Raw genomic sequence first — 22,186 nt, 5'->3', positions numbered from 1 at the left:
AGGGCACCGACGTTTGCGTTCTGAACGGCTCACCATGGGTGGTCAAGGTGCACGGCTTGGCGGCACTCGGCGCACCGAACCCAAAAATGGTCGAACTTTCGTACGCAATTTGGTATCGAAGCTAGATCGCCTCGGACATTCCAGCGAGGCGGCAGGTGGTGAGGTGGCGAATGGAAGCTCAGTTGCAGAGTGTCATGGCCGATGTGGCGGTGAGTGTGTCGGAGCTGAAGAAGAGTCCGACATCGGTGATGACCCGTGCCGATGGAGCACCGGTGGCGATCCTGAACCACAACCGCGTCATGGGCTACATGGTCCCGCCGGAGACCTTCGAGGCCATGATGGACGCCATCGACGACGACGTGCTGGCGGCCATCGTGAAAGCCCGCTCCGGCGAAGTGCCCGTGCGGGTCACCCTGGATGCCCTTTGAACTCCAGTTTCTGCCGTCCGCGCTCAAGGAATGGCACAAGCTCGGCGAGACGCTCCGGGGTCAGTTCAAGAAGAAGCTGGCGGAGCGTCTGCTCAACCCGAGGGTCGAAGCGGACAAGCTTCGCGATGCCGACCTGAAGGATTGCTACAAGATCAAGCTGAGGTCGGCGGGTTATCGGATGGTCTACCGGGTGGATGATACCACGGTCACCGTGACGGTGGTGGCGGTGGGAAAGCGGGAGCGAAGCGCCGTGTACGGAGCCGCCAAGCGGTAGCGCCGCCGCTACCGCCTAACTCCGCTCCCGCGCCTGCCCGGTCGGGCAGATGTCCAGCAGCACGCACCTCCCACACGCCGGATTGCGGTGGTGGCACACGGCCTGCCCGTGGAGCATCAGGATCTCGTGGTTGTCGTAGAGATCCTGCGCGCTCCACTCCGCCGGAAGTTGCGCCCGCAGGATCGGATGCGAGGGACCGACATCGATTTTTGGGCCGATGAGGCCGGTGCGTTGCGCCACCCGGTGGTGGTGGCTGTCCACCGGCAGGGCCGGCATCCGCAGCAGGCTGAACGAGAGCACCGCCGCGCTGGTCTTTGGGCCGACGCCCGGAATCGCTTCGAGCCACGAGCGCGCCGCGTCGACCTCCATCTCCTTCAGGAAATCGAGGGAGAGGGCGCCGTGACGCTCGGCCACCGCCGCCAGGACGGCACGGATGCGGGGGGCCTTCAGTTCCGGCCAGGTCACGCCGGAGATCGTCGCCTCGATCTCCGCCACGGGCGCGTCCACGAGGTCGGACCAATCCGGGTAGCGTGCCCGCAAAGCCTTGAAGGCGCGACCGGAATCGGCGTTCCGGGTCCGGTGGGAGAGAAGCGAGGAGACGAGCTCGCTCAGCGGGTCGAGGCTGTGGAAATACGGAATCGGGCAGCCGTAGACGGGGCAGAGCCGGCGGTGGATCTCCAGCGCCTTGTCACTGAGGCTCGCGTCGGCGAGGTCAACGGAGCGCCTGGTCTGCCGGGGGCTGGGGCCGGCGAGGTCGTGCCCGGATGCGATGGCCATGACAGGCGAATCCCCGGCGAGTCCGGGCGGTTCCGCCGGACCCGAGCCCTACCGGGTGCGACACAGAATCGTGCCTTTGAAACCCGCGGCCTTGCGCCACCCCCGCCGACATGACACGTTCGACCCGTCAGCGAATGACGCAGCGGGAGAGCCCAGGCCGGTACGAACCGGTCATGGCGCCGACGGAGCAACCACCCCCGGAAACTCTCAGGCACAATCACCGCTTCGTTTTGACAATCTGGAGAGAGGCGCCTTCGCGGGCGTCCACCGAAGGAGAAATCCTGGTCCCTCGCGGGTCGGGAGAAGCTCTCAGGTAACCGTGACAGATGGGGGCAACCGGACCACTCGATCGAGTGTCCGGGGACGTTCTGTCATGGGATGACCAGATGCCGCTCGACGCTTCCAGCACACCGCTTCACGCGCTCCACCTGCGCCACGGCGCCCGCATGGTGCCTTTCGCGGGCTATGCGCTGCCGCTGCATTATCCGGCCGGCCTGATCGCCGAACATCTGCACACCCGCAAGGCGGCCGGCCTGTTCGACGTGTCGCATATGGGCCAGATCCGGCTGAATCCGGGTCCGGGCGGCATGGCGGACCTCGCCCGCGCCCTCGAAACCCTCCTGCCCATCGACGTGCTTGGGCTGGCGCCCGGCCGGCAGCGCTACGGTTTCCTCACCGATGAGACCGGCGGCATCCTCGACGACCTCATGGTCGCGCGCCTCGACGACAGCCTGATCCTGGTCGTCAACGCCGCCAACAAACTCGCCGACGAGGCCTATCTCCGCGCCCATCTCACCGGCCTGTGCGAGATCGCGGTGCTGCCCCGCGCGCTCCTCGCCCTCCAGGGGCCGCTGGCAGAAAAGGCCCTGGCACGGCTCGCCCCCGAGACCGCCGCCATGCGCTTCCTCGACGTGAAGTGGGTGGACCTCCTCGGCGCGTCCGCCCTCGTCAGCCGCTCCGGCTATACCGGAGAGGACGGGTTCGAGATTTCTCTCCCCGAGGATGCCGCGGATGCGGTCGCCGAGGCATTGCTGCAGGACGAGGACGTGGAGCCGGTGGGGCTCGGCGCCCGCGATTCCCTGCGGCTGGAAGCCGGCCTGTGCCTGCACGGAACCGACATCGACCCGGCCACCAGTCCCGTTGAGGCCGGTCTGACCTGGGCGATCCAGCCGGTCCGCCGCAAGGGCGGGGCGCGGGCGGGCGGGTTTCCCGGCGCCACGCGCATCCTCGGTGAGATCGGCGACTGTCCCGCGTCGCGGCGCGTCGGCCTGCTGCCGGAAGGCCCGACCCCGATACGGGGAGGGGCCGCGCTCGTCGCAGAGGAGGCCGGCGAGGCCATCGGCCGGGTCACCTCCGGCGGCTTCAGCCCCGTCCTCAAGGCGCCCATCGCCATGGGCTACGTCCCCGCCGCCCTGTCGACGCCCGGCACCCGACTCTTCGCGGAAGTGCGCGGCCGGCGACTGCCGGTCTCGGTCGTGACGCTTCCCTTCGTACCGGCGCGCTTCAAGCGCAGCTGAATCCCGGCCCCCGGCCGTCTTCCCCACACCACCTGTTCACGGAGCGCATCATGCTGAAATTCACGGACGAGCACGAGTGGCTGGCCATCGAGGGCGATGTCGCCACCATCGGCATCACCACCCATGCGGCGGAGCAGCTCGGAGACCTCGTCTTCGTCGAACTCCCCAAGGTCGGCGCCAAGCTGGTGAAGGGTGAGGCCGCGGCGGTGGTGGAATCGGTCAAGGCCGCCTCCGACGTGTTCGCCCCGGTCTCGGGCGAGGTGACGGAGGTCAACGAGGCCGCCGTGTCGGACCCGGCCAGCATCGGCACCGACCCGCAGGGCGCGGGCTGGCTCTACCGCCTCCGCCTCGACGACGTCGCCTCCCTCGACGGATTGATGGACGAGGCCGCCTACGCTGAGTTCGCGAAGTAGCGCCCAATCCACCCTCCCCCTCTGCGGGGGAGGGTGCCTGCGGAGCAGGCGGGAGAGGGGGCGACCTCTTCGGACAACGCGCTCCCCTCTCCCGACCCGCATCCGCGGGCCACCCTCTCCCGCAGAGGGGAGAGGGACGCGCACAGCCGTCAATTGCACCTCCGAGGCCCATCATGCCCAACGATCGCTACGACCCTTACGATTTCGCCAATCGCCGCCATATCGGTCCGACCACCGCCGAGATCGCGGCGATGCTGGCCGTGATCGGCTCCGAGAGTCTGCACGGCCTCGTGGACGAGACCCTGCCGCCGGACATCCGCCAGGAAGAGCGAATCGATTTCGGCACGTCGCTCACCGAGCGCCGGGTGCTCGAACACATGCGCGGCATCGCCGACAAGAATCGGCTTCTCGTCTCGCTCATCGGCCAGGGCTATCACGGCACCACGATGCCGCCGGTGATCCAGCGCAACATCTTCGAGAACCCGGCCTGGTACACGGCCTATTCGCCCTACCAGCCGGAGATCAGCCAGGGCCGGCTCGAGGCGCTGCTGAACTTCCAGACCCTGGTCTGCGACCTCACCGGCCTCGACATCGCCAATGCCTCGCTTCTCGACGAGGCCACGGCGGCGGCGGAGGCCATGGGCATGGCCTCGCGCATCGCCGGCAACGGCAAAGGCAACGGCAAGTCCGCCTTCTTCGTCGACGGCGAGTGCCTGCCCCAGACCATCGCCGTGCTGAAGACCCGCGCCGCGCCGCTGGGCTGGGAGATCGTCGTCGGCGATCCCGCCACCGACCTCGACCCCGCGCAGGTCTTCGGCGCCATCTTTCAGTATCCCGGCGTCTGCGGCGCCATCCACGACTTTTCGGAGGTCATCGCCCGGCTGCACGAAGCCGGCGCGGTCGCCGTGATGGCCGCCGATCCCCTGGCCCTGACCCTGCTGAAGCCGCCGGGCGAGATGGGGGCCGACATCGCCATCGGCTCCATGCAGCGCTACGGCGTGCCCATGGGCTATGGCGGCCCGCACGCGGCCTATCTCTCCACCCGCGAGGCGCACAAGCGCACCCTGCCGGGCCGGCTCGTGGGCGTCTCCGTCGATGCGCGGGGAAACCGCGCCTACCGCCTCGCCCTGCAGACCCGCGAGCAGCATATCCGTCGCGAGAAGGCGACGTCGAACATCTGCACCGCGCAGGTGCTGCTGGCGGTCATCGCCGGCATGTACGCGGTGTTCCACGGCCCGCGCGGATTGAAGGCCATCGCCGCCCGGGTCCACCGCGACGCGGTGCGCCTCGCCGAAGGGCTGGAGAGTCTCGGCTTCACCGTCGAGCCGAAGGGTTTCTTCGACACGATCACCGTGGAGGTCGGCGCCTTCCAGGGGCTGATCCTGCAGAACGCGGTGAAGAACGGCGTCAACCTGCGGACAGTGGGCGCGGACCGCATCGGCATCACCGTCGACGAGCGCACCCGGCCCGATATCGTCCAGGCGGTGTGGCGCGCCTTCGGCGGCGAGCATCTCACCTACGACGAGGCTTGGCCGAACCAGCGCCTGCCGAAGGCGAATCTGCGCACCTCGGCGTATCTCACCCACCCGATCTTCCACATGAACCGGGCCGAGAGCGAGATGACGCGCTACATGCGCCGCCTCGCGGACCGCGACCTGGCGCTGGACCGGGCGATGATCCCGCTCGGCTCCTGCACGATGAAGCTCAACGCCACCGCCGAGATGCTGCCGATCTCCTGGCCGGAATTCTCGGAGATCCACCCCTTCGTCCCGGCGGATCAGGCGGAGGGGTACCGGGAACTCCTGCGCGACTTCTCCGACAAACTCTGCGCCATCACCGGCTACGACGCGATCTCGATGCAGCCGAATTCCGGCGCGCAGGGGGAATATGCGGGGCTGCTCGCCATCCGCGCCTATCACCTCGCGCGGGGGGAGGCGCACCGCAAGGTCTGCCTGATCCCGTCCTCGGCGCACGGCACCAACCCGGCCTCGGCCCAGATGTGCGGCATGAGCGTCGTGGTGGTCGGCGCCGACCAGCACGGCAACATCGACGTGGAGGATTTTCGCCGGAAGGCCGAACTGCACGGCGAAAAACTCGCCGCCTGCATGATCACCTATCCGTCGACCCACGGGGTGTTCGAGGTGCGGGTCCGCGAGATCTGCGACATCGTCCATGCCCATGGCGGCCAGGTCTATCTCGACGGGGCCAACCTCAATGCCATGGTGGGCCTGGCGCGCCCCGGCGACATCGGCGCCGATGTCAGCCACCTCAATCTGCACAAGACCTTCTGCATCCCCCATGGCGGCGGCGGGCCGGGCATGGGGCCGATCGGCGTCAAGGCGCATCTCATCCCGTTCCTGCCCTCCGACCCGCGCAGCGGTGAGGAGGGTGCGGTCTCTGCCGCCCCCTACGGCTCGGCCTCGATCCTGCCGATCTCGTGGAGCTACTGCCTGCTGATGGGCGGGCGCGGCCTCACCCAGGCCACCCGCGTGGCGATCCTCAACGCCAATTACATCGCGAGCCGCCTGAAGGGCGCCTATCCGGTGCTCTATGCCGGGGCGCAGGGCCGGGTGGCGCATGAATGCATCATCGACGTGCGGCCGTTCCAGAAATCGGCCGGGATCGGCGTCGAGGACATCGCCAAGCGGCTGATCGATTGCGGCTTCCACCCGCCGACCATGAGCTGGCCGGTGGCCGGCACCCTGATGATCGAACCGACCGAATCCGAGACCAAGGGTGAGATCGACCGGTTCTGCGACGCCATGCTGGCGATCCGGGAGGAGATCCGTGCCATCGAGGAGGGGCGGATGGACAAGGCAAACAACCCACTGAAACACGCGCCGCACACGGTGGCGGACCTGATCGGCCCGTGGGAGCGGCCCTATTCCCGCGAGGCGGCGTGCTTCCCCTCGGGAAGTCTCGGCATGGACAAGTACTGGCCACCGATCAACCGCGTCGACAACGCTTACGGCGACCGCAACCTCGTCTGCTCCTGCCCGCCGGTGGACGCCTATAGCGAAGCGGCCGAATAAGCCGGATCGAGGACGCGGCGCGCTTGAGGCGTGCCGCGATCCTCGCCATCCTGGCCATGGCGGGCAGGTCGTGTCCGTGGGACGCGACATGCCGGACATCCTCTATACGTTTCTCGAGAGCCCCATCGGCGTCCTACTTCTCGCGGGCACGGAGGAGCGTCTGCGGTGCATCGGTTTTCCCACCGGCAAGGGCGCCGTCGCCCCGAAACCGGACTGGCTCCGGGACGACGCGGCCTTCGCCGAGGCCCGGCGGCAATTGAGTGCCTATTTCGAAGGCCGGCTCACCCGGTTCGATCTCGAACTCGATCCCAGCGGCACGCCGTTCCAGAGGCAGGTCTGGACCGCGCTCATGGACATCCCGCCAGCTAAGACGATCAGCTACGGCGAGCTGGCCAGGCGGATCGGACGTCCGAGCGCAAGCCGGGCCGTGGGTGCCGCCAACGGCGCCAATCCGCTCCCCATCGTGGTTCCGTGCCACCGCGTCATCGGAGCGGCGGGCAGCCTCACGGGGTTCGCCGGCGGCCTCGATACGAAGAAGTGGTTGCTCGCGCTGGAGCGCGGGGTGACCTCCGGGGTCTCGGCGCAGCTCAGCCTGCTCTGAGCCCGTACGGCGCGATCCGGGAAGCCGCTCGGCCGGGCGAGCCGGCCTGAGCGGCGATCCGCCTATTTCGGCAGGGCGTAGATGTTCACGTCGAGCTTCTCGTCCGCCTTGTCGTTCAGGTCGGTGACGTATTCCTCGATGAACCGGTCCTGGACCACCACGTCCTTGGCGTCGAGATAGGCGGTGAGGGTCTCGTAGGTGCCGTCGATCTCGTCGTAGGAGCCCTTGTGCGGGAAGCGCAGGGCCTTGCCGCTGGGGGTCGTGCCGAAGCGCAGGCCGCCGGTCTCGGCGGGCTTCGGGTTCGGCATCGAGGCGATGGGGATCATCGCCTCGAACTGGAACCCGTCATCGTCGGTCTTGGCGAAGACCGCGAGCGGCCGGCCGGCGGGGGTGATCCCGTCCTTGGCCAGCGCCTCCTCGATCTTCACGAAGGCCGCCTTCAGGGCCGGCACCGCCTCCTCCCAGCTCGCCCGCCCCGCCAGGATCGCGGCGGGTTTGGGCGGCAGGGAGACCTCGTCCACGTCGTTGGCGTCGCCGGGGGTCTCCACCAGGGTCGGGCGCGAGGAACCCGGCGTGAGTGCCGGCGCGGCGGGGAGGGCCTGGGTCGGCACCGGACGGGACGGCGCGTCGGGATTGACCGGATCGGGCGCCGTCGTGGTCGGCAGCGGAGAGGAGGTCGCGGGCGAGGACGGCTGCTGCGCGAGCGCGGAGGAGACGGCCAAAGCGGCGGCGAGGCTGACGAGCGGCAATAGACGATGACGGGTCAAGGCAACGCTCCGGAGATCGCACGCCGCGACGAATCGTACGGCTGAATCGCGAAGCCCTAAAATAGGGAGGAAGCCGCCCGCCTGCGAGGCGCCAACCCGCATCGGGCGCAGGAACGTGACGGGCGCGTCCCTTGTGCAACGCTCCCCCGAGCGGACCCCGCGTGCGCGGCCCGGCGCTTTGGCCTATATGCGGGGGCCGCGCATGCGGGATGCCCCGTTCGGACAACGAATCCAAAGACGCTCATGACGAGGCTCGAGAACCGCCGGTTCCTGAAGATGCACGGGGCGGGCAACGCCATCGTGGTGCTGGACCTGCGCGGCACGGAGCTGGTCGTGCGCGCCGAGGAGGCCCGCGCCATCGCCGGCCACCCGCGCTCCGGCTTCGACCAGCTCATGGTCATCCACGATCCGCGCAAGCCCGGCACGGATGCTTATCTGCGGATCTACAATACCGACGGGTCGGAATCCGGCGCCTGCGGCAACGGCACCCGTTGCGTCGCCTTCGCCATGTTGGACGACCCCGCCATGGCGCGCCCCGCCGAGAGCGGCCGCCTCACCCTGGAGACCAAGGCCGGACTCGTCGGCGTGAAGCGCGAGGCGCAGGCCTCCTTCACCGTCGACATGGGCCGCCCCCGCCTGAAGTGGGACGAGATCCCGCTGGCCGAGCCGTTCCCCGACACGCGGCGGATCGAACTGCAGATCGGTCCCATCGACGCGCCCGTCCTGCATTCGCCGGGGGCGGTGAACATGGGCAACCCCCATGCGGTGTTCTTCATCGAAAGCGATCCCGACCGCTACGACCTCGGCCGCTTCGGCCCGATGCTGGAGAACCACCCGATCTTTCCCGAGCGCGCCAACATCTCGCTGGCGCAGGTGACGGGACCGGAGACGATCAAGCTCCGGGTCTGGGAGCGCGGCGCCGGGTTGACGCTGGCCTGCGGCACCGCCGCCTGCGCCACGCTGGTGGCGGCCTCGCGCCTGCGCATGATCGGCCGCCACGCCACGGTGAGCCTCCCCGGCGGCGACCTCGTCATCGAGTGGCGCGCCGACGACCACGTGCTGATGACCGGCCCCGTGGCCCTCGAATGGGAGGGGTTCCTGTCCCCCGAGCTCTTCGCGCGGGTGGACTGAGTGGCGGTGGAGACCCTGACCTTCGGCTGCCGCCTCAACACGGTGGAATCCGAGGTGATGCGCCGCCACGCCGAGGCGGCCGGGACGGGCGGCGACCTCGTCCTCGTCAATACCTGCGCCGTCACGACGGAGGCCGGGCGCCAGGCCCGCAAGGCGATCCGCAAGCTCGCCCGCGAGCGGCCGGGGGCCGAGATCGTCGTCACCGGCTGCGGCGCTCAGGTGGAAACGAACGCCTATTCGGCGATGCCGGAAGTGGCGCGGATCGTCGGCAACGACGCCAAGACCAGGGCCGAGACCTGGCTGCCCGCCACGCATGTCAGACCGCGCCTTGCCATCGACGACATCATGGCCGCGCGCGACGCCGCTCCGACGCGGATCGCCTCGGTGGCCGGGCATACCCGCGCCTTCGTACCGGTCCAGAACGGCTGCGACCATCGCTGCACCTTCTGCATCATCCCCTTCGGCCGGGGGAATTCCCGCTCCGTCACGCTGGCGGACGCGGTCGATCAGGTCCGTCGCATCGTCGACCATGGCGGGCGCGAGGTCGTGCTCACCGGCGTCGACCTTACCGCCTACGGCCGGGATCTTTCGGAGTCATCGAGCCTCGGCCGATTGGTCCAGGCGATCCTGCGCCACGTGCCGGATCTCGCGCGCCTGCGCCTGTCCTCCATCGATTCCATCGAGGCCGACGCGGCTCTCTGGGAGGCGATTGCCGGCGAGAACCGGCTGATGCCGCATTTCCACCTCTCGCTGCAGGCCGGCGACGACCTCATTCTCAAGCGCATGAAGCGCCGGCACTGCCGCGACGACGCGATCCGGTTCTGCGAGGCCGTGCGCCGTCTTCGCTCGGGCGCCGTCTTCGGGGCCGACCTCATCGCCGGCTTTCCCACCGAGACCGAGGCGCAGTTCACCCGCTCCCTCGATCTCGTGGCCGAATGCGGCCTCACGCATCTGCACGTGTTTCCCTATTCGCCCCGCCCCGGCACGCCGGCCGCGCGCATGCCTCCCGTCGCCGGAGACGTGATCCGCGAGCGCGCCGCCCGCCTTCGTGACGCGGGAGCGGCAGCCTTGACGGCGCATCTCGCGGGAGAGGTCGGCCGGACCCACCGCGTGCTCACCGAGCGCGGCGGAATGGGACGCACGGAAGGGTTCACGCCGGTCCGGCTGGCAGCCGACACGCCTCCGGGCGAGCTGCGCGACGTGACGATCGCGGGGCATGACGGCCGGGTGCTGATCGCGGCAGAGTGATCCGGCGCGACGGCGACCGCCTCTCCCCGCACGCGGGGAGAGGATCGCGGACACCTTGTCGTGTCCGCGATGAGCGAGAGGCGAAGCCGAAGCGAGGGGGGGGGCGCATCCGATAGGGGCTCACCCGGACGCGCCCCCTCACCTTCGGCTGCCGCCTCGCCGCGACGACGACGAGGTCGTCGCGGCCCTCTCCCCGCGTGCGGGGAGAGGAGATGTGCTCCTCTAGCTCAGCCGATCCATTGCGCGCGTCATGCGCCGGCCCGATACCCGCACATCTCCATCCGCTCCCGCATGTGCCCGGGTGCCGGGGCCTCGACCACGATCGGCGGCTTCTTGGGGTAGAGCGGCAGGGTCAGCGCGCGGGCGTGGAGCTGGAGCCCCGGCCCGCCCGAGCGGGGGGCGGTGCCGTAGATCGTGTCCCCGAGGATGGGCCAGCCCATGGCGGCGCAATGGACGCGCAGCTGATGCGTGCGGCCGGTGACCGGGCTGAGGGCGAGCCAGGCGAGGCTCCGGTCCGGCGAGCGGCCGAGGACGCGCCATGTGGTCAGCGAGGGGTCTCCGGCGGGGTCCGTCTTCATCCACCACGAGCGCGGGTCGTCCGAGCGGCGGGCGAGGGGGAGGTCGATGCGGCCCTCGTCCCCGGCGGGATCGCTTTCGACGATGGCCCAGTAGGTCTTCCCCACCGTGCCGCTCGCGGAAAACAGCTTGTTCAGGCGGGCCAGAGCCTTGGCGTGACGGCCGAGAGCCAGGCAGCCGGACGTGTCGCGGTCGAGCCGATGGGCGGCCTCGGGACGGCGCGGCAGGCCGAAGCGCAAGGCATCGAGATGATCGGTCAGGGTCTCCCCGCCCTTGGGGCCGGGATGGACGGGCAAGCCCGCCGGCTTGTCGATGACGAGGACAAGGGCATCGCGGTAGAGGAGGCGCGCGCCTATGTCTGTTATGCGGTGTTCCACTGGGGCATCGGCTGACGGCATCGCCCTGCGCTACTCATGCGGGGTCGAGGGAGCAAGTGGGAATGAGCGAAGACAAGAGGCCGGGCTGGTTGCTGCGGCGGATGTTCGGGAAGAAGGAGGAGGCCTGGCCGCCCGAGCCGGTGCCGGTCCAGCCGCCCGATCCCAAATCCGAGTCCAAGTCCGAGTCCAAGCCCGAGCCGAAACCCGAAACGCCGATCGAGCCGGCTTCACCTCCCATCGCGTCCCCCGCCTCGGCATCGGAAGGCCAGCCCGACTTCGCCACGGGTGCGGACGACATCTCGGCGATCCCGCTGCCCCCCAGCGAGCCCGCGACCGCCGACCCGGACAAGAACACGATCCCCGACGAGATCGAGGGGGCGGACCTGCAGCCCATCGCGGGCGCGGATGAGCGCCCGCCGGCAGGCACCGTGGGAGACGATCCCGCGCGCGGAGCGGAGAAGGCCGACACCACGACGGTCGCCTTCGCGCCGGAGCCCGCCCCGGTCCCGGCCCCCACGCCCGAGCCGGTCTCCGAAGCCGAACCGGCCTCCGAGAAGCGTGGCTGGTGGAGCCGCCTCACCGGGGGCATGAAGCGCACCTCGTCGGCTTTGTCCGAGCGGGTGACCGGCCTCTTCACCAAGCGCAAGCTCGACGCGGACACGCTGGAGGAGCTGGAGGACGCCCTGATCCAGGCCGATTTCGGCATCGACACCGCCATGCGGATCTCGGAGGCCGTGGGCAAGGGCCGCTACGAGAAGGGCATCTCCCCCGACGACGTCCGGGCCATCCTGGCGGCCGAGGTGGAGCGGGCGCTGACACCCGTCGCCATTCCCCTCACCATCGACACGACGAAGAAGCCGTTCGTGATCCTGATGATCGGCGTCAACGGGGCGGGCAAGACCACCACCATCGGCAAGCTCGCCCTGAAGCTGAAGGGGGAGGGGCACAGCCTGATGCTCGCGGCGGGCGACACGTTCCGCGCCGCCGCCATCGAGCAGCTCAAGGTCTGGGGTACGCGCACCGGGGTTCCGGTGGTGGCGGGAGCCCAAGGGGCGGATGCCGCCGGCCTCGCCTTCGAGGCCTTCCAGCGGGCCAGGACCGAGGGCACCGACGTGCTCCTGATCGACACCGCGGGCCGGCTCCAGAACAAGACGGGGCTGATGGCGGAGCTCGAGAAGATCCTGCGCGTCATCCGCAAGATCGACGCCGAGGCGCCCCATGCCGTCCTCCTCGTCCTCGACGCCACCGTGGGCCAGAACGCCCTGAGCCAGGTCGAGCTGTTCTCGAAGGCGGCCAACGTCACCGGCCTCGTCATGACCAAGCTCGACGGCACCGCGCGAGGCGGCATCCTCGTGGCGCTGGCCGCGAAGTTCGGCCTGCCGGTGCATTTCATCGGCGTCGGAGAAGGCGTCGAGGATCTCGAACCCTTCGCCGCGCGTGACTTCGCACGGGCCATCGCGGGGTTGGACAAGGACTAGATTCATGGACAGTCGCTCCGGAGACCTGCGCGAAAAGCGCTCGCGCTAGGAAAGCCGGGGCGACTGTCCTACATCCGGCGTCCCGCCCGGCGCCGCTCTGCGTCCGGGCGTGCCGAACCACGAGCCGCTCACGATCATGACCCTGCCCATCGAATCCGTGCCGCCGCGCCGCCATCTCGATCCGGTGCCGAAGCTCGCCCTGGAAATGGGGCCGCTGGTGCTGTTCTTCCTGCTGAACTCGTTCGGCACGCGGTTCGGCTTGAGCGAGGACAGCAGCACCTTCATGGCCATAGGGGTGTTCGTGGTGGCGACGGTGGTGGCCTTGGCCATTCACTTCGCGCTGCTGCGGCGGCTGCCGATCATGCCGCTGGTCTCCGGCATCGTGGTGCTGGTCTTCGGCGGCATGGCGCTGGCGCTGCACGACAAGACGTTCTTCGTAATCAAGCCGACGATCGTGAACGCCCTGTTCGGCACCATCCTCCTCGGCGGTCTGCTGTTCGGGAAGTCCCTGCTGTCGGTGGTGCTCGATTCGGTCTTCGACCTGACCGAGGAGGGCTGGCGCAAGCTCACCTTCCGCTGGGGATTGTTCTTCCTGGCCCTGGCCGCCATCAACGAGGTGGTGTGGCGGACGCAGACCTACGCGTTCTGGGCCAATTTCAAGGTGGTCGGCATCATGCCCCTGACCATCCTGTTCGCCCTGTCGCAGACCCCGCTCCTCATGCGCTACGACCGCAAGGCCGAGGCGAAGCCCGACGTCTAGTCAGGCGCGTCGGCGAATCAGGGCTTCGCGGCCGTCATCGTCTCCGCCGCCCGGATCTTCTGCAGCACCGCGGCATAGTTCTCCGCCGTGACGATGCCGACGAGCTTGTCGCGGATCACGCCGTCGGGGCCGATGATGAAGGTCTCCGGCACGCCGTAGACGCCGAAATCGATGCCGGTGCGGCCGGTGGAATCCATCCCCACTGCCCGGAACGGAACGCCGCTGCGCGACAGGAAGCGGCGGCCGTTCTCCGGCGCGTCCTTGTAGTCGATGCCGACGAGGTTCACGCCCGGCTCACGCGCCAGCCGCATCAGTTGCGGATGCTCGATCTGGCACGGCGCGCACCACGAGGCCCAGAAATTGACCACCGTCACGCGGCCCTTGAGGTCGGCGCTCGACAGGCCGGGAATGGCCTGGCCTTCGCCGCCGACGAGGTTGGGCAACGGTCCCAGGGCGAAGGCCGGCACCGGACGCCCGATCAGCGCCGAGGGGATCGCGGCCGGGTCGGCGCCGGACCGAAGGCGGATGAAGAACACCAGGGCCAGCGCCGCGAAGATCACCAGCGGCGCGATGACGAGGAGCGACCGGCGCACCGGCGCCGACGAGGATGCGGCGCTCACGAACGCTCCCCGGCATCGCCCTGGAGGGCCGCGAGCGCCTGTTTCTGCGCCCGGTGATCGCTGAGCGAGCGCCAGATCAGGGCGCCGATGACGAGGGCGGTGAAGGCGTAGGCGCCGAGGATGAAGCCGGCATGCGGCCCGAGGGAAGCCATCGGTCAGACTCCCCGGATCGCCTGGCCGAGGGGCCGGGCCGGACGCGGATCGGCATCCAGGCGCTCGGCCTCGCGGATGGTGAGCGCCCGGACCCGGCGGCGCAGGATCTCCGTGCGCATGGCGTAGAGATGCAGCGTGATCCCGAGCAGGGTGAAGGCGAGGATCATCTCGAGCAGGGGGTAGAGCATCGAGGGATCGATGCTGGAGCCACCCATCCGCATGATCGAGGCCGGCTGATGCAGCGTCGACCACCAGTTCACCGAGAACTTGATGATCGGTAGGTTCACGGCCCCCACCAGCGTCAGGATCGCGATGGCGCGCGCGGCCCGGTTCGGGTCCTCGATGGTGCGCCACAGGGCGATGATGCCGCAATAGATCAGGAACAGGATCAGCATCGAGGTCAGGCGCGCGTCCCAGACCCAGTAGGTGCCCCACATCGGCTTGCCCCAGAGCGAGCCGGTGACGAGGCAGATCAGGGTGAAGGCCGCCCCGATCGGCGCGGCGGCGCGCTGCGCCACGTCCGCGAGGGGGTGGCGCCAGACCAGGGTGCCGATGGCGGAGAGCGCCATCGACCCGTAGAAGAACACGCCGAGCCAGGCTGCCGGCACGTGGATGTACATGATCCGCACGGTCTCGCCCTGCTGGTAGTCGGGCGGGACCACGAACCAGGTGAGATACAGGCCGATTGCGAGCAGCACGGCCGACAGCCCCGCGAGCCAGGGCATCACGGGGCCGGTCCAGCGCAGGAAGTGACCGGGATGGGCAAGACGTGTCCACATGGTCCGTGGACCTAGCCCAAGGTGCGGTGCAGCATCAATGCGGGCGTTACGCGCAGTCCGGCCGCGTCGATCATTTCTTCGCGCACGCCCTCGATCTGGGCTATGCCGATGCCGCCCATTTCACCCGCGCGTTCCGTGGCTGGACCGGCCCGCCGCCGACGGAATGGCGGCGTCTGGCGGCGAGCCTGGAAACAGGGCCGCCGATGGGGCGTTGACGCCGCGCCATGCTCGACAAAGCCCTCTACTACGCCCTGACCTTCGCGGAATCGGTCCTGTCTGTGTTCGGCATCCGTGCCACCTACGAGCAGCCTCGCTACGAGGTGGTCGAGCAACTGCCCCGCAACGTCGAAATCCGCCACTACGAACCGCGTGTCGCGGTCGAGACCGACATGGCGGGACCGGGCGATACGGAAGCGTTTCGGCGGCTGTTCCGGTACATCACCGGCGCCAATGGGGGAGACGACCGCATCGCGATGACGGTGCCGGTGGAACAGGGCACCCTGATTGCCATGACCGTGCCGGTGGAGCAGGGCGGCGATCTGCGCATCATGCGCTTCTTCCTGCCCGCCGCCATCGCGAAGGCCGGACCGCCGGTTCCCACCGACCCGGCGGTCCGTATCGCCCGGCTGCCCGCCGCGACCTTCGCCGCGCTCCGCTTCTCCGGCACACTCGACGCCAGGGCGCGCGAAAAACGCGAGGCGGTTCTCCGGCAGGTCCTGGCGAAGATGGCCCGCGAGACGGCGGGCCCATCGAGCGTGCTGAGCTACGATCCGCCCTTCGCGATCCCTTTCCTGCGGCGCAACGAGATCGTCATCCCCGTCGCCGAAGGGCGCTGATCATTCCGACCAGCGCAGGGCCGCGGCCGCCGCGAAGGTGCCGATCACCGCCGCGATCAGGCTGAGGGCCGACAGGATCAGCAGGGGCGTCGTGAAGGGCACCGTGCCGCCGGAGGCCGCCTCGGTCGCCGAGACGCCGAAGATCAGCGTCGGGATCATCAGCGGCAACACCAGGACGGCGAGGATCAGGCCGCCCCGGCGGATCGATGCGGTGAGCGCCGCACCGACCGCGCCGATGAAGGTCAGGGCCGGCGTGCCCACCAGCAGGGTGAGGGCGGTGGCGCCCATGGCGGTGCCGTCGAGGGCGACGAGCAGCCCGAAGAGCGGCGAGGCCAGTGCCAGCGGCAGGCCGGTGGTGAGCCAATGGGCGATCACCTTGGCGAGCACCACCATCTCCATCGGCGCGGGAGCACCGGTCATCAGGTCGAGGGAGCCGTCCTCCTCGTCGGCCTGGAACAGGCGGTCGAGGCCGATCAGGGTGGCGAGCACCGCCGCGAGCCAGAGGATGGCCGGACCGATCCGCGAGAGCAGGTTGAGGTCGGGTCCGAGCGCGAAGGGCACCAGGGCGACGATCATCAGGAAGAACACCAGCGACAGGGCGCCAGAGCCGCCGACACGGGCCGCGAGCTGCAGGTCGCGGGCGATGAGGGCGCGCATCACGCCGATCACCACCACACCTCCGAATCGGCCGCATTCGCGCCGGCCGAGGCGGGTGCGGGTTTCAACGCCTCGTCGATGCGCAATTCGCGGGCATCCTCCAGGCCGAGGGATTGGTGGGTGGCCGCCACGATGAGGCCGCCCTCGGCCCGGTGGCGCGCCATCAATCCGGCGAGCACGGCCTGAGAGGCGGTGTCGAGGGCCGCGGTCGGCTCGTCGAGCAGCCAGAGCGGACGCCGGCAGACGAGAAGCCGGGCGAGGGCGACGCGGCGGCGCTGGCCGGCGGAGAGGTAGGCCACCGGCAGCCGCAGGGCATGGCCGAGGCCGAGTTCGTTCAGCGCTTCGGCCGGGCTCGCGGTGGGCGCGCCGAGGAGGTCGCGGGCGAAGGTGAGGTTCTCCTCCGCCGTCAGCGGGCTCTTCAACCCGTCGCGATGGCCGACCACGTGGAGACATTCGGCCAGCGTCGCCTCGCCGACGTCGGCGACCGCGATGGTGCCGGCATCCGGCTTCAACCGGCCGGCGAGAAGGCTGAGCAGGGTGGATTTTCCCGCGCCGTTGCGCCCCGTCACCATCAAGGCCTCGCCGGGGCCGAGCGCGAAGGACAGACCCGAGAAGATGCGGCGGCCGGAGCGGCGGGCGGCGAGGTTCGTGGCGGTCAGCCGCACGGATAAGTCCATCCGTCGGCAGGGCCTTGGTTCAGGCCCCCGTCGTGAGACGAGTTGGGTCTTTTCACCATGCCCCTACCGATAGACCTCGCGACGATTGCCAATCCTGACCACGAGGATGCGAACGGCACTGTCTTCGATCGACGCGATCACGCGATAATCGCCGACCCGATACTTCCAGAATTCGCCGAGTTTTGAGCCCTTCAGGGCTTCGCCGATCATTCGAGGGTCGTCCAGAGACGAGACTCTGTGGCGCAGGAAGGTCAGAATACGCTTGGCTGCACTATCATCGAGCTTGGCGAGATCCTTTTCTGCAGTCCGCGTGAAATCAATGGTCCACGCCATAACGCGCCATCAGGTCGGACAGCGGGATCGTTTCGCTCTCGCCACGACGATGCTCTTCGAGGCGTCGCTCGGCCAATTCGAGATCCTCGAGGTTCTCGAGATGATCCAAGATCGCATCGCTCGCATGGTCGTGTGCGCTGCGGCCAGTACGGCGGGCGAGTGCCTCCAGGCGCTCCTCTATATCCGGGGGTAGGCGAAGGGCGATCATGGCGGTCTCCGGCTCTTCGATCTGCTTAACCCGCATGTGCCCCAACGTCCACGTTCTCCCGACACTCCCGCGCTCGTGTCACGGCAGGGCGTAGCGGCCAGTTTCGAAGTGTTCTATACGGGGCCCAGGCTGCGCCGCGCGAGTCCCGAGCGTCCAAATCGCTCGTCGCGCAACATCCTGTCCGGGCACCCCCGGAGCGGCGCGCGCTTTTTTTAGAAGCGCTCCAGCCGAACACGACTTCGTGGCGCGGGTCATGCCTGCGCGTGTTCGACAACCGCTCGTGAGGAAGAAACAAGCCGTGGCATCACTCGACAGCTTTCACTCCCGCCAGACCCTCACCGTCGGCGACAAATCCTACACCTACTACTCCATCCCCCATGCCGAGCAGGCCGGCCTCGCCGATGCGACGGCGCTGCCCTTCTCGATGAAGGTCATCCTCGAGAACCTCCTGCGGTTCGAGGACGACCGTTCGGTGAAGAAGGACGACATCTCCGCCACCGTCGCGTGGCTCGGCAACCTCGGCAAGGTCGAGACCGAGATCGCCTTCCGTCCCTCGCGCGTGCTGATGCAGGATTTCACCGGTGTGCCCGCCGTGGTGGATCTCGCGGCCATGCGCGACGCCATGGTGGCGCTGGGCGGCGATCCCCAGAAGATCAACCCGCTGGTGCCCGTCGACCTCGTCATCGACCACTCGGTCATCGTCGACGAGTTCGGCACCCCGAAGGCCCTGGCCGACAACGTGGCGCTGGAATACGAGCGCAATGGCGAGCGCTACACCTTCCTGAAATGGGGCCAGTCGGCCTTCGACAACTTCTCCGTCGTCCCCCCCGGCACCGGCATCTGCCACCAGGTGAACCTCGAGTTCCTGTCGCAGACGGTGTGGACCAAGACCGAAGACGGTACCGAGCTCGCCTATCCCGACAGCCTCGTCGGCACCGATTCGCACACCACCATGGTCAACGGTCTGGCCGTGCTCGGCTGGGGCGTGGGTGGCATCGAGGCCGAGGCTGCCATGCTCGGCCAGCCGCTCTCCATGCTGATCCCGGAAGTCGTCGGCTTCAAACTGTCGGGCAAGCTGCCCGAGGGCACCACCGCCACCGATCTCGTGCTCACCGTGACCCAGATGCTGCGCAAGAAGGGCGTGGTCGGCAAGTTCGTGGAATTCTACGGCCCCGGCCTCGACGACATGGCGGTGGCCGACCGCGCCACGATCTCCAACATGGCCCCCGAATACGGCGCCACCTGCGGCTTCTTCCCCATCGACCAGAAGACCATCGACTTCCTCAAGGTGACCGGCCGCGCCGACGACCGGATCGCGCTGGTGGAGGCCTATGCCAAGGCCCAGGGCATGTGGCGCGACGCGCAGACCCCGGACCCCGTCTTCACCGATTCCCTCGCCCTCGACATGGGTGACGTGCGTCCGTCGCTGGCCGGCCCCAAGCGGCCGCAGGACCGGGTGCTGCTGGACGGCGCCAAGCCGGGCTTTGCCCAGTCCATGGAGACCGAGTTCAAGAAGGCTGCCGACATCGCCAAGCGCTACCCCGTCGAGGGCGCGAATTACGATATCGGCCACGGTGACGTGGTGATCGCGGCGATCACGAGCTGCACCAACACCTCGAACCCGAGCGTGATGATAGGCGCGGGGCTGCTCGCCCGCAACGCCGTCGCCAAGGGCCTGCGCTCGAAGCCCTGGGTGAAGACCTCCCTGGCGCCCGGCTCCCAGGTGGTCGCCGAGTATCTGGAGAGTGCCGGCCTGCAGGCTCCCCTCGACGCCCTCGGCTTCAACCTCGTCGGCTTCGGCTGCACCACCTGCATCGGCAATTCCGGCCCGCTGCCGGCGCCGATCTCGAAGGCGATCAACGACAACGACGTGGTCGCGGCGGCCGTGCTTTCCGGCAACCGCAATTTCGAAGGCCGCGTGAACCCCGACGTGCGCGCCAACTACCTGGCCTCGCCGCCGCTGGTCGTCGCCTACGCGCTCGCCGGCTCGATGCAGATCGACATCACCACCGAGCCGCTGGGCATCGGCTCAGACGGTCAGCCGGTCTATCTCGCCGACATCTGGCCCTCCACGGCAGAGGTCGCCGAGTTCATCGAGGCCAACATCACCTCCACCCTGTTCAAGTCGCGCTACGCCGACGTGTTCAGCGGCGACCATTACTGGAAGGCCGTGGAGGTCACCGAGGCCGAGACCTTCAAGTGGGATTCGACCTCCACCTACGTGCAGAACCCGCCCTATTTCGAGGGCATGACCAAGACGCCGGCGCCGATCACCGATATCGTCGATGCCCGCATCCTCGGCCTGTTCCAGGATTCCATCACCACCGACCACATCTCTCCGGCGGGCAACATCCGCGCGGCCTCGCCGGCGGGCGCCTACCTGCAGGAGCATCAGGTCCGGGTGCAGGACTTCAACCAGTACGGCACCCGCCGCGGCAACCATCAGGTCATGATGCGGGGCACCTTCGCCAACATCCGCATCAAGAACCAGATGGTCCGGGACGAGAACGGCAATGTGGTCGAGGGTGGCTGGACCCTGTTCCAGCCCTCGGGCGAGCGCATGTACATCTACGACGCCGCCCAGAAATACGCCGAATCGGGCACGCCCCTCGTCGTCTTCGCCGGCAAGGAATACGGCACCGGCTCGTCGCGCGATTGGGCGGCCAAGGGCACCAAGCTCCTCGGCGTCCGCGCCGTCGTGGCGGAGAGCTTCGAGCGCATCCACCGCTCGAACCTCGTGGGTATGGGCATCGTGCCGCTGGTGTTCCAGGGCGAGACGTCCTGGGCGTCGCTCGGCCTCAAGGGTGACGAGACCGTCAGCCTTCTCGGCCTCTCGGGCGACATCAAGCCGCGCCAGACCATGATCGCCGAGATCACCTCCGCCGACGGCACCAAGACAGAGGTGCCGCTCACCTGCCGGATCGATACGCTCGACGAGCTGGAATATTTCCGCAACGGCGGGATTCTTCCCTACGTCCTGCGCTCCCTGGCGGCGTAAGCCTAGGATGCGAGGAAGGCCCTTCCCGGTCAGGGGAGGGCCTTTCGGCTCGGACATTCCACCGGAATCTGAGCCGGCTTTGCAATTCCTCGAAACACCGTCCCATGGCGGTCGTTTCGGCCGTCCCATGGCGGTTGCGGGCGGCTCGAATTACGGTCCGCGCGGGCCTCCGGATGCGGCCTGCGCCCCATCCCCATCGGTGAATTCCCGCCACAAAAGCACCAGCGCCGCCATCACCGCCGGGCCGAGGAAAAGCCCGAGCAGGCCGAATGTCTCGACCCCGCCGAGGATGCCGAGCAGCACCCAGAGGAAGGGCAGGCGGGTGGTGCCGCCGATCAGGACCGGCCTGACGAAATGGTCGGCGACGAAGGTGACGACGAAGCCCGCCGCCACCACCACCACCGCCGGGATCACCGCCCCGCCGGCGAGAAGAATCAGCGCGGCGATGCCGAAGACCAGCGGCGCCCCGAAGGGGATCATCGCCGCCACCGCCGTCAGCGCGCCGAGCAGGACCGGATGCGGCACGCCCGCAAAATAGTAAACGATTCCAAGGATTACGCCTTCGCCGAGGCCGACCAGGACGAGCCCATCGACGGTGCCGTGGACGGAGGCCACCATCTGGCGCGCCACCCGCTCGCCACGCGGGCCGAACAGGCGGCCGCTCGCGGTCAGCGACTGCTTAATGACAGTCCGCCCGTCGCGAAACAGGAAAAACAACGTCAGCAGGGTGAAGCCGAATAGCACAACCCGGCGAACCACTTGAGCCCCGAGGCTCTTGGTCAGGCCGATCGTGGTCGAGTTGTCGAGCTTGTGCAGGATTTCGGAGCCGGCGGACGGGTGGCTGAGATTCTCGTTCCACCAGGCACCGGCCCTTGCCGCGCCGTAGGGTAGATGGGACAGGAATTCGGGGGCTGGAATCCCGCTCTGCTCCACCGACTTCACCCAGGCCATCGCATCATGGGCCTCCCGCGCCGCCTGGACGCCGAGGATCACCAGGGGCGCCAGGAAGACCAGCGCCACAGCCAGGGTGAACAGGCTCGGCAGCAGGATGTTATGCCCCCCGGGCGGCCAGCGCCGCTCCGCCTTCGCGTAGAGGGGCCAGAGCGCGATGGCGAGGATCACGGCCCAGGCCAGGGCCGGAAGGAAGGGGTGGAGAACCCACAGGCCGAGGGCGGACAGCGCCAGGACCAGGGCGATGCGTGCCCCTCCTTGGGCGCGGCTGCGATGGTCCGTCGGCGGCTCCGCGGCATCGACAGAAATAGATTGTTCCATTCTCGTCACCTCTGCCGCCCCGTGGCACGCCTCACGCTCAAGGAATTTCGGGCAAGGAGCCGGATGGACCCACGTCGAACAGGCGCGCGTCCGCATGTAGGTCAAGGCATCGCAGTGCGGAATGGTCCGGCGAGGCCCGCAGCCGCACGAAGACGCGAGCCTGGCCTGAGCTTCTGCCAAGGTTGCCCGCCACCACCCCCTCGTGTAAGGGACCGCCTTCGATCGGAAGCGGCGCGACGCCGCTTCGGGGGCATGCTGCGCGACCCGGGGGGCG

24 protein-coding genes and 1 riboswitch are annotated in these 22,186 nt (G+C 68.7%); of the genes, 13 read left to right on the top strand and 11 right to left on the bottom strand.

From position 1 onward, the window contains the following. Positions 1–182 precede the first annotated feature (182 nt). Positions 183–428 carry a type II toxin-antitoxin system Phd/YefM family antitoxin gene (locus tag A3OM_RS0112905; protein ID WP_026176002.1) on the top strand — a complete coding sequence of 82 codons (246 nt, stop codon included), beginning with the start codon at positions 183–185 and terminating at the stop codon, positions 426–428. Next, complete coding sequence (locus A3OM_RS0112900; protein WP_018044182.1) at positions 418–702, top strand: type II toxin-antitoxin system RelE/ParE family toxin; 285 nt, start codon at positions 418–420, stop codon at positions 700–702. Before A3OM_RS0112905 ends, A3OM_RS0112900 begins: the two co-directional genes overlap by 11 nt. A 15-nt stretch (positions 703–717) precedes the next feature. On the opposite strand, the gene A3OM_RS0112895 is transcribed toward A3OM_RS0112900, so the two are convergent. Next, positions 718–1,479, bottom strand: coding sequence for a (Fe-S)-cluster assembly protein (locus A3OM_RS0112895; RefSeq protein WP_018044181.1), 762 nt, complete (start codon positions 1,477–1,479; stop codon positions 718–720). Between the two features lie 228 nt (positions 1,480–1,707). Then, positions 1,708–1,815: riboswitch (glycine riboswitch) on the top strand. 50 nt (positions 1,816–1,865) lie between these two features. Here A3OM_RS0112895 and gcvT point away from each other — a divergent pair. From gcvT to A3OM_RS0112875, 4 genes are all read left to right on the top strand, one after another. Beyond that, positions 1,866–2,996 carry a glycine cleavage system aminomethyltransferase GcvT gene (gcvT, locus tag A3OM_RS0112890; RefSeq protein ID WP_018044180.1) on the top strand — a complete coding sequence of 377 codons (1,131 nt, stop codon included), beginning with the start codon at positions 1,866–1,868 and terminating at the stop codon, positions 2,994–2,996. A gap of 50 nt (positions 2,997–3,046) precedes the next feature. Then, complete coding sequence (gene gcvH / locus A3OM_RS0112885; protein WP_018044179.1) at positions 3,047–3,409, top strand: glycine cleavage system protein GcvH; 363 nt, start codon at positions 3,047–3,049, stop codon at positions 3,407–3,409. A gap of 173 nt (positions 3,410–3,582) precedes the next feature. Beyond that, positions 3,583–6,441: an aminomethyl-transferring glycine dehydrogenase gene (gcvP, locus tag A3OM_RS0112880; RefSeq protein ID WP_018044178.1), complete on the top strand. Its 2,859-nt coding sequence runs from the start codon at positions 3,583–3,585 to the stop codon at positions 6,439–6,441. 88 nt (positions 6,442–6,529) lie between these two features. Continuing rightward, positions 6,530–7,042, top strand: coding sequence for a methylated-DNA--[protein]-cysteine S-methyltransferase (locus A3OM_RS0112875; RefSeq protein WP_043764706.1), 513 nt, complete (start codon positions 6,530–6,532; stop codon positions 7,040–7,042). Between the two features lie 62 nt (positions 7,043–7,104). On the opposite strand, the gene A3OM_RS0112870 is transcribed toward A3OM_RS0112875, so the two are convergent. Further along, on the bottom strand, positions 7,105–7,809 hold the full coding sequence (locus tag A3OM_RS0112870; RefSeq protein ID WP_043764335.1) for a GyrI-like domain-containing protein: 705 nt from the start codon (positions 7,807–7,809) through the stop codon (positions 7,105–7,107). 243 nt (positions 7,810–8,052) lie between these two features. Between A3OM_RS0112870 and dapF the strand changes: the two genes are divergently transcribed. Beyond that, positions 8,053–8,940, top strand: a complete 888-nt coding sequence (dapF, locus tag A3OM_RS0112865) for a diaminopimelate epimerase (RefSeq protein ID WP_018044175.1) — start codon at positions 8,053–8,055, stop codon at positions 8,938–8,940. Then, positions 8,941–10,188 (top strand): tRNA (N(6)-L-threonylcarbamoyladenosine(37)-C(2))-methylthiotransferase MtaB, encoded by a 1,248-nt coding sequence (gene mtaB / locus A3OM_RS0112860; protein WP_018044174.1) that lies wholly within the window; start codon positions 8,941–8,943, stop codon positions 10,186–10,188. A 248-nt stretch (positions 10,189–10,436) separates the two neighbouring features. Here the strand turns inward: mtaB and A3OM_RS0112855 are convergent, their stop codons facing one another. Next, the gene (locus A3OM_RS0112855) at positions 10,437–11,162 is read right to left on the bottom strand and encodes an RluA family pseudouridine synthase (protein WP_043764334.1); all 726 of its coding nucleotides are present in this window, start codon (positions 11,160–11,162) and stop codon (positions 10,437–10,439) included. Between the two features lie 41 nt (positions 11,163–11,203). On the opposite strand from A3OM_RS0112855, the gene ftsY reads away from it, so the two are divergent. After that, entirely contained in the window at positions 11,204–12,619 is a 1,416-nt protein-coding gene (ftsY, locus tag A3OM_RS0112850; protein WP_018044171.1) for a signal recognition particle-docking protein FtsY, read from the top strand. 142 nt (positions 12,620–12,761) lie between these two features. Then, positions 12,762–13,379: a septation protein A gene (locus A3OM_RS0112845; protein WP_026176000.1), complete on the top strand. Its 618-nt coding sequence runs from the start codon at positions 12,762–12,764 to the stop codon at positions 13,377–13,379. Between the two features lie 17 nt (positions 13,380–13,396). On the opposite strand, the gene A3OM_RS0112840 is transcribed toward A3OM_RS0112845, so the two are convergent. Genes A3OM_RS0112840 through A3OM_RS0112830 form a run of 3 tightly spaced genes read right to left on the bottom strand, consistent with a single transcriptional unit; the run spans position 13,397 to position 14,931 of the window. Beyond that, entirely contained in the window at positions 13,397–13,999 is a 603-nt protein-coding gene (locus A3OM_RS0112840) for a DsbE family thiol:disulfide interchange protein (protein WP_018044169.1), read from the bottom strand. Next, a complete protein-coding gene (gene ccmD / locus A3OM_RS0112835) occupies positions 13,996–14,151 on the bottom strand; it encodes a heme exporter protein CcmD (RefSeq protein ID WP_018044168.1) in 156 nt (51 codons plus the stop codon). The genes A3OM_RS0112840 and ccmD overlap by 4 nt, the downstream gene beginning before the upstream one ends. A gap of 3 nt (positions 14,152–14,154) precedes the next feature. Then, on the bottom strand, positions 14,155–14,931 hold the full coding sequence (locus A3OM_RS0112830; protein ID WP_018044167.1) for a heme ABC transporter permease: 777 nt from the start codon (positions 14,929–14,931) through the stop codon (positions 14,155–14,157). Between A3OM_RS0112830 and A3OM_RS26130 the strand changes: the two genes are divergently transcribed. Beyond that, positions 14,922–15,146 (top strand): helix-turn-helix domain-containing protein, encoded by a 225-nt coding sequence (locus A3OM_RS26130; RefSeq protein ID WP_198290826.1) that lies wholly within the window; start codon positions 14,922–14,924, stop codon positions 15,144–15,146. The genes A3OM_RS0112830 and A3OM_RS26130 overlap by 10 nt on opposite strands. Positions 15,147–15,155: 9 nt before the next feature. After that, complete coding sequence (locus A3OM_RS0112820) at positions 15,156–15,767, top strand: heme-binding protein (protein ID WP_018044165.1); 612 nt, start codon at positions 15,156–15,158, stop codon at positions 15,765–15,767. Here A3OM_RS0112820 and ccmB read toward each other — a convergent pair whose 3' ends face one another. The 4 genes from ccmB to A3OM_RS25270 form a co-directional block, all read right to left on the bottom strand. Beyond that, a complete protein-coding gene (ccmB, locus tag A3OM_RS0112815) occupies positions 15,768–16,424 on the bottom strand; it encodes a heme exporter protein CcmB (RefSeq protein WP_043764704.1) in 657 nt (218 codons plus the stop codon). It lies immediately after the preceding gene. 8 nt (positions 16,425–16,432) lie between these two features. Continuing rightward, entirely contained in the window at positions 16,433–17,089 is a 657-nt protein-coding gene (gene ccmA / locus A3OM_RS0112810) for a heme ABC exporter ATP-binding protein CcmA (protein ID WP_026175999.1), read from the bottom strand. A gap of 75 nt (positions 17,090–17,164) precedes the next feature. Beyond that, entirely contained in the window at positions 17,165–17,434 is a 270-nt protein-coding gene (locus A3OM_RS0112805) for a type II toxin-antitoxin system RelE/ParE family toxin (protein WP_026175998.1), read from the bottom strand. Further along, entirely contained in the window at positions 17,418–17,642 is a 225-nt protein-coding gene (locus tag A3OM_RS25270; RefSeq protein ID WP_081612742.1) for a DUF6290 family protein, read from the bottom strand. Before A3OM_RS25270 ends, A3OM_RS0112805 begins: the two co-directional genes overlap by 17 nt. Positions 17,643–17,940: 298 nt before the next feature. Here A3OM_RS25270 and acnA point away from each other — a divergent pair, with 298 nt between their 5' ends. Continuing rightward, a complete protein-coding gene (gene acnA / locus A3OM_RS0112795) occupies positions 17,941–20,640 on the top strand; it encodes an aconitate hydratase AcnA (protein ID WP_018044160.1) in 2,700 nt (899 codons plus the stop codon). Between the two features lie 150 nt (positions 20,641–20,790). Here acnA and A3OM_RS0112790 read toward each other — a convergent pair whose 3' ends face one another. Next, positions 20,791–21,912 carry an AI-2E family transporter gene (locus A3OM_RS0112790; protein ID WP_018044159.1) on the bottom strand — a complete coding sequence of 374 codons (1,122 nt, stop codon included), beginning with the start codon at positions 21,910–21,912 and terminating at the stop codon, positions 20,791–20,793. Positions 21,913–22,186: the final 274 nt, after the last annotated feature.

This window comes from Methylobacterium sp. 88A (assembly GCF_000376345.1).
Taxonomy (GTDB): domain Bacteria; phylum Pseudomonadota; class Alphaproteobacteria; order Rhizobiales; family Beijerinckiaceae; genus Methylobacterium; species Methylobacterium bullatum.
The sequence above is the reverse complement of the archived record's forward strand: the minus strand, read 5'-3'. Positions and strand labels throughout refer to the sequence as shown.

Bases quoted from the DNA above. Each gene is read 5' to 3' on its own strand.
- A3OM_RS0112900 (WP_018044182.1), top strand. From the start codon at position 418: ATGCCCTTTGAACTCCAGTTTCTGCCGTCCGCGCTCAAGGAATGGCAC.
- A3OM_RS0112895 (WP_018044181.1), bottom strand. From the start codon at position 1,479: ATGGCCATCGCATCCGGGCACGACCTCGCCGGCCCCAGCCCCCGGCAG.
- gcvT (WP_018044180.1), top strand. From the start codon at position 1,866: ATGCCGCTCGACGCTTCCAGCACACCGCTTCACGCGCTCCACCTGCGC.
- gcvH (WP_018044179.1), top strand. From the start codon at position 3,047: ATGCTGAAATTCACGGACGAGCACGAGTGGCTGGCCATCGAGGGCGAT.
- gcvP (WP_018044178.1), top strand. From the start codon at position 3,583: ATGCCCAACGATCGCTACGACCCTTACGATTTCGCCAATCGCCGCCAT.
- A3OM_RS0112875 (WP_043764706.1), top strand. From the start codon at position 6,530: ATGCCGGACATCCTCTATACGTTTCTCGAGAGCCCCATCGGCGTCCTA.
- dapF (WP_018044175.1), top strand. From the start codon at position 8,053: ATGACGAGGCTCGAGAACCGCCGGTTCCTGAAGATGCACGGGGCGGGC.
- A3OM_RS0112855 (WP_043764334.1), bottom strand. From the start codon at position 11,162: ATGCCGTCAGCCGATGCCCCAGTGGAACACCGCATAACAGACATAGGC.
- ftsY (WP_018044171.1), top strand. From the start codon at position 11,204: ATGAGCGAAGACAAGAGGCCGGGCTGGTTGCTGCGGCGGATGTTCGGG.
- ccmD (WP_018044168.1), bottom strand. From the start codon at position 14,151: ATGGCTTCCCTCGGGCCGCATGCCGGCTTCATCCTCGGCGCCTACGCC.
- A3OM_RS0112830 (WP_018044167.1), bottom strand. From the start codon at position 14,931: ATGTGGACACGTCTTGCCCATCCCGGTCACTTCCTGCGCTGGACCGGC.
- A3OM_RS0112820 (WP_018044165.1), top strand. From the start codon at position 15,156: ATGCTCGACAAAGCCCTCTACTACGCCCTGACCTTCGCGGAATCGGTC.
- ccmB (WP_043764704.1), bottom strand. From the start codon at position 16,424: ATGCGCGCCCTCATCGCCCGCGACCTGCAGCTCGCGGCCCGTGTCGGC.
- A3OM_RS0112805 (WP_026175998.1), bottom strand. From the start codon at position 17,434: ATGGCGTGGACCATTGATTTCACGCGGACTGCAGAAAAGGATCTCGCC.
- A3OM_RS25270 (WP_081612742.1), bottom strand. From the start codon at position 17,642: ATGATCGCCCTTCGCCTACCCCCGGATATAGAGGAGCGCCTGGAGGCA.
- A3OM_RS0112790 (WP_018044159.1), bottom strand. From the start codon at position 21,912: ATGGAACAATCTATTTCTGTCGATGCCGCGGAGCCGCCGACGGACCAT.